Here is a 12,646-nt window from a genome sequence, read left to right on the forward strand (position 1 = left end):
CATTGGGCTACTGGCGATAAGCACACATGCCGTGCCGCTGTCGTCCCAACCCCCGCATCAGCCCTTGGTAATCCGCCGCACGCTGGCAAAGTACCAACGGTCGGGCAGGCAGCGCAGCAGGCGCATCCAGCGGGTAAAGCGGGGGGGGAAGTTCATCTCGAACTGTCCGCGCGCCCAGCCCTGCAAGATATGCTGCGCTGCTTCTGCGGGGCTGATCAGTGCCGGCATGCGGAAGCTGTTCTGGGCGGTCAGGGGCGTCTCGACAAAGCCGGGGTTGATGATGGATACGCCCAGTCCTTGGGGGTGCAGGTCCAGGTAGAGGTTTTCTGCCAGGTTGTTGAGCGCGGCCTTGGTGGGGCCGTAGGCGAGCGACATGGGCAGCCCCCGGTAGCCGGCGACGCTGCCGACCAGCGCGATATGGCCCTGGCCCGCTTGCAGCAGCATCGGCAGGATGGCGTCCAGCACATGCAGCACGCCGACATAGTTGACCGCCAGGTGTTTCTGCATCTCGGGCAGGTTGAATTCGGTCGCGCGCAGCGGCCGGTAGTGGCCGGCGCAGTACAGCACCAGGTCGGGCGCAGCACCCAGGGCGCTATGCACCGCTTGTGCGGCAGCCGCCACGGTGCCGGGCTCGCTCACATCCAGTGCCAGCGCCAGGCAGCCGGGGCGGCTGCCTGCAAAGTCCTGCAGCGCAGCAAGGTCCCGGGCCGATACGATGACGCGCGCGCCCTGGGCCTGTAGCGCTTCAGCCGTGGCCCGGCCAATGCCCGACGATGCGCCAATGATCCAGACGGACCGGCCCTGCCAGTCGCGCATCGGCGGATTGAGCTTGGCTTGCAGCAGCGGCATCACTGCGACCCCTTGCTGAAGGAGATGGTCAGATCGCCCAGGTGGATGCCGAACTTGCTCATCGCCGTGCGGTTGAGCATGGTGCGCCCGTCCATCAGGTACATCCAGTCGTCCATCCGCACATTCCAGACCCGGCCGTTCACCGGCAAGGCCAGCACATAGTTCCAGTGCAGGGCGTTGCCGGCGGCCTGGCCTGTGGCGGGGCCGACGACATCCCCCGCCTGGCCGCTATAGCGGCCCTCACCCAGGTACTGGATGTGCCAGGTGCGCTCCTGCGTGGTGCCGTCGCTGTAGACAAAATGCTCTTCCAGCACGCCGTCATTGCCCGTCCACTTGCCGGTCATGTGCACGGTAAAGCGCTTGACCACCTTGCCCTGGCGGTCGGTGAACATGCCGTGCGCCGTGAGCGGGCCGTTGAAGTACTCGCGCAGGTCCAAGGCCGGGCGCTCCTGGGCATAGTCCTCGACCGAGGGGCTGGCGCAGGCGCTCAGCAGTGCCAGCGTGCCGAACAGGGCCAGGCCGATTCCGGCGCGGCGCAGCGTGATGAGGCGGTGGGTTCTTGGCGTGGATGTCATCGTTACCTCCAGGAGGGTTGCAGGCGCTCGGCGCGCCAGAGAGCGGCCAGGGCCAACAGCTTGAGCAGGCAGGGCAGGCCGCCATAGGCCCAGGCCAGCGCCTTCAGACCGGCAGGGGCGGTGCTGCCGCTGTGGTAGCCGGCAACGGCGAGCAGCGGCAGGCAGAGCCCGGCGGCGAGGGCCAGGTTGAGTTTGGTGGCACAGGCCCACCAGCCCAGGTAACGCCCGTCGCCCGATCCGCCATGGCCCGATTCGTGGATCACCCCCGTGAGCAGCGCGCCGGGCACTGCCAGGTCGGCGCCCAGCGCCAGGCCGCTGGCGATGCAGATGGCCACAAAAGCCCAGGCATCCCCCGGGCCCAGCAAGGAGGCTGAGAAAAAGGCAATGACGCTGGCCAGCATGCCGGCGCGCCAGCTGGGCGCCAGGCCCCAGCGGGCCACCGCTTTGACCCACAGCGGCAGGCCAAGGGCCGCAGCGGCAAAGTAGCACAGCAAAAACAGCGGCAGCAGCGCGGGCGCCTGGAGCCGGTCCACGACAAAGAAGGGCAAGAGCGTGGCGGGTATGGCCGCCGCAATGCCGTTGAGCATGAACACGGACAGCAGCCTGCGAAAGGCGGCATCGCCCCAGGGAGACGCCTGGGACAGGCCATCGCGCCGTGCGGCCCCTGCGCTGGCATGTGCAGCGTCAGCGCGCGGATCGCGCAGCCAGTACAAGCCGAGCAAGCCCAAGCCGAGCGCTGCCACCAGTACTACGCTGGTCGCATCCATGCCCAGCAGGCTGGGCAAGACGCTGGCCGTGAGCACGCCCAGCAAGGTGGCGCCCTCGCGCCAGGCCGTTACCTGCGTGCGCCAGGCCGCCTGGCCGCCCCAGCGGGTGCCCCAGGTCTGGTGCAGGATGGTGACCGCGCTATAGGCCAAGGTGCTCAGCAGCAGGCAGCCGGCGAGCCAGCCCAGCATCTGGAACGGGTTGCTGCTGGGCGGGTGCCAGAGCGCATAAAACCCCAAGGCCATGGCGAGGCCGCCCAGTGCCGCCGCCAGCCAGGCGGCGTGCCGCCCGCGCTGCAGCAGGCGGTCCGCCAGGCGGCCAAGCGCCGGGTCCAGCAGCGCATCAAAGGCCCGGGTGGCGAGCAGCACAGCCCCCAAACCGGCCAGCGGCGCGCCGGCCACGGCCGCATAGTAGTGGGGCAGGGTCACATACAAGGGCAGCGATACAAAGGCCAGCGGTGCCGCGAGCGCGCCATAGGCCAGCCCCGTGCGCCAGGAAAGCGCTTGCTGCACCGGGGTGGCGTTCATGGCGGACAGCCCTCAGCCCTGGCCCAGCAGCGCAGCGCGCAGCGCCGGTGCGCTGCTTTGCTCCGACAGCCAGATGCCAAAGAACAGGCGCGCGTACAGCGCGTCATCAATGGTGGCAGTCTCGCGCCCGTTGTACAGAAAAACGACCTTGCCTGTTCCGTCGTTCAAACCCAGCAATCGGTCCTGCGCCACCACATCGGGAAAGGCCTGCTTCATCATGCGCAGCCACTGGCGGCCCTGCTCTTCGGAGAAGGGCGCCACCCGGCGCATCTCGGCGATGGAGCGCTCCGCAATGGCCTCGCCCTCGAGCTTGCGGTCATAGACCAGCTCCAGCGCAAAGGACTGGCGCGCATAGTCCAGCGGGTTGAAGCCGGCAGCGGCCCACAGGCGCGCCTCATACACCCGCAGCCCAAAAAACCGCAGCACACCGGTGCCGACCAGGCGCGCGCCTGGCAAGGCCGTGCCCAGTTCAGCAGGAGGGGCAGGGGAGGCAGGCGTGGCTGCGAGGAGGTCGTGGGTCATGGCAGTCATGGAGAGAGCAAGAAGGCGGGCGCCCCAGCCCAGGGCTTGGCGTCGGCGGAGTTCAGGCATGGTCGGGCCTGCGCAATGTGAACTGGACCACATCGGTGTTGCCCATGTCGAACGAGGCCTCGCAGTAGGCGAGGTAGAAGCGCCAGATGCGCACAAAACGTTCATCAAAGCCCTGCGCGCGGATGGTATCGAGCTGCTGCTCAAAGGCCTGGCGCCAGCGCCGCAGCGTCTCGGCATAGTCGCTGCCAAAGTGCAGCTTCTTCTCCACGGTCAAGCCGGCCCGGCGCGCTTCGCGCTCAAAGGCCTGGACGCTGGGCAGCAGGCCGCCGGGGAAGATGTACTGCTGGATGAAATCGGTCGAGCGCAGGTAGCGCGCAAACAGGTCATCGCGCAAGGTGATGGATTGCACGCAGGCATAGCCACCGGGCTTGAGGCACTGGCGCAGCGACTGGAAATAGCTGCGCCAGTACTCCTGGCCGACCGCTTCAAACATCTCGATGGACACGATGGCATCAAAGGGCTGCGACTGGTGCTGGGCAGCCAGATCGCGGTAGTCCTGGTAGCGCAGATCGACCTGGGCTTGCAGGCCCGCTTGCGCAATGCGCTCCAGACCCCATTGGCGCTGTTCGCGCGACAAGGTCACCCCGGTCACCTGGGCACCAAACTCGGTGGCCGCCGTCTGGGCCAGTGCACCCCAGCCGCAACCAATCTCCAGCAGGCGCTGGCCGGGTTGCAGCCCGGTTTCTTGCAAGGCCCGGCGCATCTTGGCCTGCTGGGCCTGCAGCAGATCGGCCTGGGCCAGCGCAGCGCCGCTGCGCCCCTCGAACCAGGCGGCGCTGTAGTTCATGCTTGGGTCGAGAAAGAGGCGGTAAAAGTCATTGCCCAGGTCGTAGTGCGCATGGATATTGCGGGCGCTTCCCGAGCGGGTGTTGCGGTTGAGCAGGTGGCGCAGGCGAAAACCCAGCCGGCCCCACCAGTGGCCGTACACCAGCTGCTCCATGTGGTCGCGATTGGCGATGCAAAGACGCAGCAGCGCGCTCAGGTCGGGGCTGTCCCACTGGCCGTTGATATAGCCTTCGGCCAGGCCGATGTCGCCCGAGCGCTGCACGCGCTCCAGCGCCTCCCAATCCTGGATGGCACAGCGCGCATCGGCCTGCGCTGCGGGCTGTTGGCTGAAGTGCCGCAGTTGCCCATCGGGCAGCTGCAGGTCCAGCTGGCCGCGGGGCAGGTGTTCCAGCAGCTGCAGTACCTGGCGCGCGCTGCGGGGGATGGAGCGTCCGGCTTGGGCGGACGGGCTCGGCAGGGAGGCGGTAGTGGAGTTCATCGTGTGACGAAGCGCTTGGGCTCGGAGGGTTTGCGGTGGAAAGGCAGGCGTTTGAGCCAGAGGCGCAGCGCCTGCCAGTGGATGCGGAATACGACGCCCCAGGTCATCAAGGGCATGCCCCAGAATGCGCGCCGCACAGTGGCACGGGTTAAAGGCTGCAGCCTGCCTGCGACGCCGGTGCGCAGCAGCGCGCCGGCCTCGTCATGCAGGTCGACCTGCACCAGGTTGCGGCTGTCGCTGCGCACAAAGCGGAAGCGGTATGCGCCCTGCACCGTGCAAAACGGCGACACATGGAAGCATTTGGCCGCGAGCTGCTCCGTGCCCCAGGCCAGATCGGGCCCGGCCAGCAAGTAGGCATGGCGCTCGCCAAAGGTGTTGTTGACCTCGGCCAGCACCGCCGCCAGCGAGCCATCTGCCCGGTGCGCATACCAGAAGCTGACGGGCTTGAAGGCATAGCCCAGCACACGCGGGAAGGTGTGCAGCCAGACCTCACCGGCCGCGTCCTCGATACCTTCTTGCTGCAGCAGCTGGTCAAACCAGGCCAGGCAGTCGGCGCTGCCGTCGCCATGGTCGCGGTCATAAAAGCTGATCAGGCCGCGCCGGTTGCGGTGCAGTACGGCATCGGGCTGGTCGCGCAAGCTGCGCAGGGGCAGCAGCAAGAAATACCCGGGGTAGCGGAAGGCATGCACCACCGGGCGCAGGCGCTGGTGCCAGATGTGGCCAAAGCCGATCAGCGAACGGTTGCTCATGCGGCCTCCTCCAGCGCCGGCGCCTGCGCGGGTGGCGCTGCGCCGGCCAGCGACTGGCACAGGCTTTGGGCCGCCGCCAGGCCGGACCGCAGCCCGTCTTCGTGGAAGCCATAGCCGCACCAGGCGCCGCAAAACCAGGTGCGCAGCTGGCCCTGCAGCTGGGGCAGCTGGCGCTGGGCGTCGATGGCTGCCTGGTCAAACACCGGGTGGCTGTACTGGATGCGGGCATGTACCTGGTCTGCCGCAATCGGACGCGCTGGGTTGAGCGACACCACTACCGGCTGCTGCCAGGGCAAGGGCTGGAGCCGGTTGATCAGGTAGTGCAGGCAGACGCCCGCTTGCTCGGCGCTGGACGCGGCGGCACGCTCGTAGTTCCAGGCCGCCCAGGCCGCCTGGCGCCGGGGCAGCACGGCGCTGTCAGTGTGCAGGACCGCCTCGTTGGGCTGGTAACGGATGCTGCCGAGCACCGCGCGTTCAGCGGCCGTGGCGCCGTCGCCCAGCAGCCGCAAGGCCTGGTCGCTGTGGCAAGCCAGAACCACGGCATCAAACCATTCGGAGCCCTGCGCCATCTGCAGCATGACGCCCTGCGGGTGGCGCTGCAGGCCTAGCACTGGCGTGTTCAGGCGCGCCTCGTGGCGGCCATCCTGTGTCAAACGGGCCAGCAGGCGGCGCACGTACTGGCGTGAGCCTCCGCGCACGCTGTACCACTGCGGCCGGTCGCGCACCTGGATCAGGCCGTGGTTGTGGCAGAAGCGAATCATCGTGGCGATGGGGAAGTGCAGCATCTGGTCCGTGGGGCAGGACCAGATGCAGCCCAGCATCGGCAGCAGATAGTCGCTGCGGAACGCGGCGGAGAAGCGGTGCTGGTCCAGGAATGCAGCGATCGAGGCTGTCATCTCGGCCTCGGCCTGGCGCTCTGCGATCTCGGTGGTCAGGCGGTTGAAGCGGGCAATGTCTCGCAGCATGCCCCAAAAGCGCGGGCGCAGCAGGTTGCGTTTTTGGGCAAACACGCTGGCGAGGGAGCGGCCGCTCCATTCCAGCGCAGATGCTCCGTTGGCACCGGGCACCTGAACCGAGAACGACATCTCGGAGGCCACCGTATCGACCGCCAGGTCTTGGAAGAGCTGGGTCAGCAAGGGGTAGGTGCGGTGGTTGAACACCAGAAAGCCGGTATCGACGCCGTGCGTGATGCCATCCAGGCTCAGGTCCACCGTGTTGGCATGGCCGCCGAAATGGCTGCCCCCTTCCAGCAGGCAGACCCGGTGCGATGTCTGCGAACGGGCCAGGTGGGCCGCAGCGGCCAGCCCAGAAATCCCCGATCCGATGACAGCGATGCGTTGCATGAAAGGACCCCTTGTAGATGCGACAGCCAAACGTTTGAACCTTCTAGATCAATTGTTGAACTGATGAGTTCACACTATAAACCACAAATGTCAAAAATGCACCATTTAGTCTTCTTCATGACCTGCGACGTCATAAAATGGCGGCATGAATGCTCGGTCTGCCATCAAGGAACAAATACAGCGTGTGCGTGAAGAGGCCATCGTGACGGCGGTAAACCGCCTGCTCGCGACCAAGGGCTACGACGCGATGACCGTCGATGAGGTGGCGGCGGAGGCGGGCATGGCCAAGGCCAGCCTCTACAAGCTGTTCACGTCGAAGGAAGAATTGGCCGGTGCTGCGATGGTGGGGGTGCTGGACCGCGCCTTGGGTTTTGTCGATGGCTTGCGCAGCGCGGCCGATGCGGCGGCCGAAGCAGGCCAGCCGATCGCGGCGCTGGAGCAGTTGAAGGCGGTGGTGCGCTGGGCCATGCGCACCCAGCTGGAAGGGCAGATGCCGTCGCTGCCCGCGCAAAACTCCAACCTCAGCGCCTCGCTGCAGTCCAACGATGCCTATATGGACCGGCTGATTGCGCTGAGCAACCGGCTGAGCATCTGGATCACCGAGGCCCAGACCCGCGGCCAGCTGCCAGCGGCCTTGCCCGCCGAGCTGGTGCTCTACACCTTGTTTGCCCGGGCCTGCGATCCGGTGCTGGGTCTGCTCAAGGACTCGGGCCAGTACAGCGATGACCAGATCATCGACTGGGTGACGGGCACCACCTTTTACGGTCTGGCCGGGCCGGCGGTGGCGCCTGGTGCGGCCCCTAGCGCTTGACCGAGGCGTTGCGCCGCAGCCAGCGCATCAACAGGCCAATTGCCGGTAATTTCTCGTACAGCTCTTCTGCCGCGTCCCAGTAGTCGCGGTGCTGGGCCACGCGCCCGTGGGCATCGATGCGCAGCAACGAGGCGCCGTAGATGCACTGGGGCGCTTGCGCGTTCCAGCTGCGAAAGCGAAAGCGAAACTCCCACTCCAGGGCTGCCCGATCGCCCTGCACCAGCTGCTGGGTGACGATGAAGCGCGGCTCCTGCAGCGTCTCAAACATATGCGCAAAAATGGCGCGGATATCCGCGACGCCGCGCACCTCGTTGAACGGGTCCTTGAAAAAGGCATCTGCAGCGTAGTAGTCGCCCAGCTGCGCGAGGTTCTCGGGCGCGAGCGACTCGTAGAAGCCCACCAGCCGCTGCACCGCAGCGGCGCTGACATCGGAATCGGAAATCGCAGACATCGTGGCGCTCCTAGGAGGGACTAGCCCCGTGATTCTCGCTTGCCGCTGGCCTTGTTCCAGTAGCCAAACTCGTCCTCATGCACCTCATAGTCGAGCTCCTGCAGGCGCTCGTGCAGGCGGGCCTGGGCGTCGGCCACACCCTGGTTGTAGAGGCTGGGGCCGATTTCCTTCAGGAAGAAGCCGAGCAGCGCGGCGGCAGTCATATTGCCGATGCGCTCGCCCTGGGTTTGCTCGAAGTAGCGTTCGATGGATTGGACGGCACGGTCGTGCACGTCCTTTTTGAGTTCAATGGCCATATGCAGATTTACAGAGGTCCATCGACCGGCTCGGCCAGGAAGCCGCCGCTCTGGTGGGCCCAGAGCTTGGCATAGATGCCGCCTTGGGCGAGCAGTTGCTGGTGGCTGCCTTGCTCGATGATCTGGCCCTTGTCCATGACGATCAGGCGGTCCATCGCGGCGATGGTGGACAGGCGGTGCGCAATGGCGATGACGGTCTTGCCATGCATGAGGCTGTCCAGGCTCTCCTGGATGGCGGCTTCGACCTCGCTGTCGAGCGCGCTGGTGGCTTCGTCCAGCAGCAGGATGGGCGCGTCTTTGAGCATCACGCGGGCAATGGCCACGCGCTGGCGCTGACCGCCCGAGAGCTTGACGCCGCGCTCGCCCACCTGGGCGTCGTAGCCGGTGCGGCCAAAGCGGTCGCTCAGCGTGGCGATAAAGTCGGACGCCTCGGCACGCTCGGTGGCGCGGCGCATGTCTTCTTCGCTGGCGTCGGGGCGGCCATACAGAATGTTGTCGCGCATCGAGCGGTGCAGCAGCGAGGTGTCTTGCGTCACCATACCGATATTGCTGCGCAGGCTGTCTTGCGTGACCTTGGCAATGTCCTGGCCATCGATGCGGATCTGGCCGCCGGCCAGGTCGTGGAAGCGCAGCAGCAGGTTGACCAGGGTCGACTTGCCGGCGCCCGAGCGGCCAATGAGGCCAATGCGCTCGCCCGGGTTGATGGTCAGGTTGAGCTGGTCGATGACCGGGCGGCCGGCATCCTTGTAGGCAAAGCTGACGTTGTCGAACTCGATGCGGCCTTGCTGCACCACCAGCGGCTTGGCACCGCTGGCATCGACGATGCTGCGCGGCTTGGTCAAGGTGTTGATGCCGTCCTGGATGGTGCCCACGTTCTCAAACAGGCCCGTCATCTGCCACATCACCCAGTGCGAATAGCCCATCAGGCGCAGGGCCATGGCGATCACGGCGGCCACCACACCGGCGCTGGCCTGGCCGTTCAACCACAGGTAGAGCGCGGTGCCCGAGGCGCCCAGCAGCAGCAGCGTGATCATCAGGTGGTTGGTGATCTCGAACAGGCTGACCAGGCGCATCTGTGCATGGCCGGTCTGCTTGAAGGCTTCCATCGCGCTGCGGGCGTAGTCGGCCTCGCGCTTGGTGTGGGCGAACAGCTTGACGGTGGCGATATTGGTATAGGCGTCGGTCACGCGGCCGGTCATCATTGAGCGCGCATCGGCCTGGGCCTTGCCGATCTTGCCCAGGCGCGGCACAAAGTAGAAGCAGGCGCCGATATAGGCGAGCAGCCACAGCAGGAAGGGCAGCATCAGCCGCCACTCAAAGCTGGCCGCCAGGATCAGGATGCCGATCATGTAGACGCTCACGCCCACCAGCACATCGACGATCATGAACACCACTTCGCGCACGGACAGCGCCGTCTGCATGATCTTGGTCGTAATGCGGCCGGCAAACTCGTCGGCGTAGAAGGACATGCTCTGGCCCAGCATCAGGCGGTGGAAGACCCAGCGCAGCCGCATCGGGAAGTTGATGGCCAGCACCTGGTGCATCACCTGCGTGTGCAGTGCCAGCAGCAGCACGCTGCCCAGCAAGATGCCGGCAATGCCCAGTGCCGTGCGGCCTTGCTCGGCCCAGAAGTTGTTGGGCGACATGGTCGCCAGCCAATCGACCACATGGCCCATCACCGCAAACAGCATGGCCTCGTACATGGCCAGCAGCGCCGAGGTGGCCGTGAGCAGGCCGATCCAGCCCCGCATGCCCTGCGTACAGGCCCACATGAAAGCAAAAAACCCCTTGGGCGGAACCTGGGGCTCGGCGCTGGGATAGGGCGGCACCCGCCGCTCGAAAAACGAAAACATGCACTGATCTCCTGCAATGGGGCTGGGCCTTGGGTCTTTGAAAAGTTGCTTGGCCTGCCCCGGTGCTGCATGGTAAGCAGCTTAGAAACTGTTGATATTGACAGTGGTAACAACCCCGATCCGGCAAGTCTAGCGGCGGCTGCGACCCCCTTGGCGGGTGGCCAACATAGCCCTAGAGGGGCGGGTGTCTTTGTGTCGGCGAATCGTCACCTGGGCGTCAATCTTGCAGCCTATGGGCTTGCAAAAAACCATAGGTGTGTTCACCAATGCGCAGCCCGCACACAGTTTCTAAGATAGCGGCTTTTGACACGAGGTGCTACTGATGCCACACAAATCGACAACAATGCTGCAGGTGTCCCAAGCGTCCCGCTGGCGGCTTCCCGCACTGAGTGCTGTGACCCTGGCGGTCACGCTGAGCCTGGGCGCTTGCGCCAGCGGCCCCCAAAACACCCAAGCCGCAGCAGCGGCCCCTGCCGTTGCCGCCGCACCTGCTGCAGCGCCAGCGGCTGCGCCTCAGGTGGCACAACAAGGCCAGCGCAATGTGGTCGTGCTGGCCACCGGCGGCACGATTGCCGGCGCCGGTGCATCGGCAATGAACAGCGCCACCTACAGCGCCGCCAAGGTGCCGGTGGACAAGCTGCTCGCCGGCCTGCCTGAGCTGTCCAAGGTGGCCCAGGTGCGCGGTGAGCAGGTCTTCCAGATTGCCTCCGAGAGCTTTACCAACGACAACCTGCTGGTGCTGGCCAAGCGCGTCTCCGCGCTGGTCAAGCAGCCCGATGTGGATGGCGTGGTCATCACCCACGGCACCGACACGCTGGCCGAGACGGCCTATTTCCTGAGCCTGACGGTGCACACCAACAAGCCCATCGTGGTCGTGGGCTCGATGCGCCCCGGCACCGCGCTGTCGGCCGATGGCGCGCTGAACCTGGTCAACGCCGTGAGCGTGGCAGCGTCCAAGGATGCCGAGGGCAAGGGCGTGGTCGTGACGATGAACGACGAAATCCAGACCGCGCGTGATGTGAACAAGGATGTGAACATCAAGACCAGCGCGTTCCAAAGCCAGTGGGGCCCGCTGGGCATGGTGGTGGAAGGCAAGAACTACTGGTTCCGTGCGCCGATCAAGCGCCACACGATGCAGTCCGAGTTCAACATCGACACCATCTCCAGCCTGCCTGCTGTCGAAGTGGTCTACAGCTACGGCAATGTGCCGCGCACCGCGATTGATGCCTTTGTCGGCACCGGCGCCAAGGCGATCGTGCATGCCGGCACCGGCAATGGCTCGGTGGCCGACCGCATCGTCCCCGCACTGCAGGAAGCGCGCAGCAAGGGCGTGCAGGTGATCCGCTCGGCGCGCGTGCCTTATGGCTTTGTGCTGCGCAATGCAGAGCAGCCCGATGACAAGTATGACTGGGTGGTTGCGCATGACCTGCGCCCTGAGAAAGCCCGCTTGCTGGCAGCGCTGGCGCTGACCAAGACCAACGACCCCAAGGAAATCCAGCGCATTTTCTGGGAATATTGATCGCCAGCATGCCCGGCTGAGGTGGGGCAGTGGCTTCAATAGGTATCTACCAAGGACAGCTGCGGCTGTCCTTTTTGCTGTCCGCTGTATGGCTCGCCAGCGGCAGTGGGGCCCGCTGCCAATGTCACAATCGCTGCATTTAGAGGAGCAAAAAAGATGGCGCATACGTGGACCCGAATCAGCTACGAAGGCTTTGCCGCCTGGTGTGCCCAGTGGGCCGATGGTTCGTCGGCCGTGGTGGCCGAGCAGGGCGCGCAGCTGCTGTCCTGGAAGACGGCCGGTGGCCGCGAGCACTTCTACCTGAGCCCGGCCAGCCAGCGCGATGGCCAGGCGGCGATTCGCGGCGGCGTGCCGGTCTGCTTTCCGCAGTTCAACACGCGCGGGCCGCTGCCCAAGCATGGCTTTGCACGCAACCTGCCCTGGCAGATGCGGGAGGCCGATGAAGCCGGCATCGTCATGCAGCTGACGGACAGCGAGGCCACGCGGGCCTTTTGGCCCCATGCCTTTGATGCGCGCTTGCGCATTGGCGTGCAGGCGGGGAGCCTGTCGATTCGCCTCGATGTGCAGAACACCGACCAGGTCGCCTGGTCCATGACCTGCGCGCTGCACAGCTACCTGCAGGTGGACGATGTGGCGCAAACGCGGTTGTCCGGCCTGCAGGGCCTGGCCTGCTGGGATGCGCTGGCGGACACCCGCTTTGTGCAGCCGCCGGGCGATGTGGGATTTGCCGCGACCACCGAGCAGGGCTTTGACCGGGTGTTCTCCGCGCCGGGCGCAGCGTTGCAGCTGCAGCAGCCCGATGTGCCCGCCGGCCGCAGGCTGGAAATTCGCCACAGCAGCACGGCCAGCGAAATCGTCGTCTGGAACCCGGGCGTGTTGCTGAGCCACAGCCTGGCCGATATGCCCGATGACGGCTGGCGCCAGATGCTGTGTGTGGAGGCGGCCAGCATCGACACGCCGGTGCTGCTGGCGCCGGGCCAGCAATGGTCGATCAGCCAGACCCTGACCCTGGCCTGAGACTTGGCCAGCTAGCTGGAAACACAAGCGCTGTGG

At 65.9% G+C, this 12,646-nt stretch carries 13 protein-coding genes; 3 read left to right on the forward strand and 10 right to left on the reverse strand.

Annotated features, from left to right (window positions below; translation table 11 throughout):
- Nucleotides 1–57: 57 nt before the first annotated feature.
- Genes WH367_RS06325 through WH367_RS06355 form a run of 7 tightly spaced genes read right to left on the reverse strand, consistent with a single transcriptional unit; the run spans nucleotide 58 to nucleotide 6,663 of the window.
- Complete coding sequence (locus tag WH367_RS06325) at nucleotides 58–849, reverse strand: SDR family NAD(P)-dependent oxidoreductase (RefSeq protein WP_339534902.1); 792 nt, start codon at nucleotides 847–849, stop codon at nucleotides 58–60.
- Nucleotides 849–1,424 (reverse strand): DUF3833 domain-containing protein, encoded by a 576-nt coding sequence (locus WH367_RS06330; RefSeq protein ID WP_339534904.1) that lies wholly within the window; start codon nucleotides 1,422–1,424, stop codon nucleotides 849–851. The genes WH367_RS06325 and WH367_RS06330 overlap by 1 nt, the downstream gene beginning before the upstream one ends.
- Nucleotides 1,425–1,426: 2 nt before the next feature.
- Nucleotides 1,427–2,716, reverse strand: coding sequence for an MFS transporter (locus WH367_RS06335; RefSeq protein WP_339534905.1), 1,290 nt, complete (start codon nucleotides 2,714–2,716; stop codon nucleotides 1,427–1,429).
- 12 nt (nucleotides 2,717–2,728) lie between these two features.
- On the reverse strand, nucleotides 2,729–3,307 hold the full coding sequence (locus WH367_RS06340; RefSeq protein ID WP_339534907.1) for a chalcone isomerase family protein: 579 nt from the start codon (nucleotides 3,305–3,307) through the stop codon (nucleotides 2,729–2,731).
- On the reverse strand, nucleotides 3,300–4,571 hold the full coding sequence (locus WH367_RS06345) for a class I SAM-dependent methyltransferase (protein WP_339534909.1): 1,272 nt from the start codon (nucleotides 4,569–4,571) through the stop codon (nucleotides 3,300–3,302). The genes WH367_RS06340 and WH367_RS06345 overlap by 8 nt, the downstream gene beginning before the upstream one ends.
- Nucleotides 4,568–5,320: a DUF1365 domain-containing protein gene (locus WH367_RS06350; RefSeq protein ID WP_339534911.1), complete on the reverse strand. Its 753-nt coding sequence runs from the start codon at nucleotides 5,318–5,320 to the stop codon at nucleotides 4,568–4,570. The genes WH367_RS06345 and WH367_RS06350 overlap by 4 nt, the downstream gene beginning before the upstream one ends.
- Complete coding sequence (locus WH367_RS06355) at nucleotides 5,317–6,663, reverse strand: NAD(P)/FAD-dependent oxidoreductase (RefSeq protein ID WP_339534913.1); 1,347 nt, start codon at nucleotides 6,661–6,663, stop codon at nucleotides 5,317–5,319. Before WH367_RS06355 ends, WH367_RS06350 begins: the two co-directional genes overlap by 4 nt.
- 145 nt (nucleotides 6,664–6,808) lie before the next feature.
- Here WH367_RS06355 and WH367_RS06360 point away from each other — a divergent pair, with 145 nt between their 5' ends.
- Nucleotides 6,809–7,474 (forward strand): TetR/AcrR family transcriptional regulator, encoded by a 666-nt coding sequence (locus WH367_RS06360; protein WP_339534914.1) that lies wholly within the window; start codon nucleotides 6,809–6,811, stop codon nucleotides 7,472–7,474.
- Here WH367_RS06360 and WH367_RS06365 read toward each other — a convergent pair.
- Genes WH367_RS06365 through WH367_RS06375 form a run of 3 tightly spaced genes read right to left on the reverse strand, consistent with a single transcriptional unit; the run spans nucleotide 7,464 to nucleotide 10,074 of the window.
- Complete coding sequence (locus tag WH367_RS06365; protein ID WP_339534916.1) at nucleotides 7,464–7,925, reverse strand: nuclear transport factor 2 family protein; 462 nt, start codon at nucleotides 7,923–7,925, stop codon at nucleotides 7,464–7,466. The genes WH367_RS06360 and WH367_RS06365 overlap by 11 nt on opposite strands.
- A gap of 20 nt (nucleotides 7,926–7,945) precedes the next feature.
- Nucleotides 7,946–8,221 carry a DUF2164 domain-containing protein gene (locus WH367_RS06370; RefSeq protein WP_021027113.1) on the reverse strand — a complete coding sequence of 92 codons (276 nt, stop codon included), beginning with the start codon at nucleotides 8,219–8,221 and terminating at the stop codon, nucleotides 7,946–7,948.
- An 8-nt stretch (nucleotides 8,222–8,229) separates the two neighbouring features.
- Nucleotides 8,230–10,074 (reverse strand): ABC transporter ATP-binding protein, encoded by a 1,845-nt coding sequence (locus WH367_RS06375; protein ID WP_339534919.1) that lies wholly within the window; start codon nucleotides 10,072–10,074, stop codon nucleotides 8,230–8,232.
- A 418-nt stretch (nucleotides 10,075–10,492) separates the two neighbouring features.
- Here WH367_RS06375 and WH367_RS06380 point away from each other — a divergent pair, with 418 nt between their 5' ends.
- A complete protein-coding gene (locus WH367_RS06380) occupies nucleotides 10,493–11,593 on the forward strand; it encodes a type II asparaginase (protein ID WP_052329993.1) in 1,101 nt (366 codons plus the stop codon).
- A gap of 156 nt (nucleotides 11,594–11,749) precedes the next feature.
- The gene (locus WH367_RS06385) at nucleotides 11,750–12,610 is read left to right on the forward strand and encodes a D-hexose-6-phosphate mutarotase (RefSeq protein WP_339534920.1); all 861 of its coding nucleotides are present in this window, start codon (nucleotides 11,750–11,752) and stop codon (nucleotides 12,608–12,610) included.
- The last annotated feature ends 36 nt before the right edge of the window (nucleotides 12,611–12,646 follow it).

The organism is Comamonas sp. MYb21 (assembly GCF_037479395.1).
Lineage (GTDB): Bacteria > Pseudomonadota > Gammaproteobacteria > Burkholderiales > Burkholderiaceae_C > Comamonas.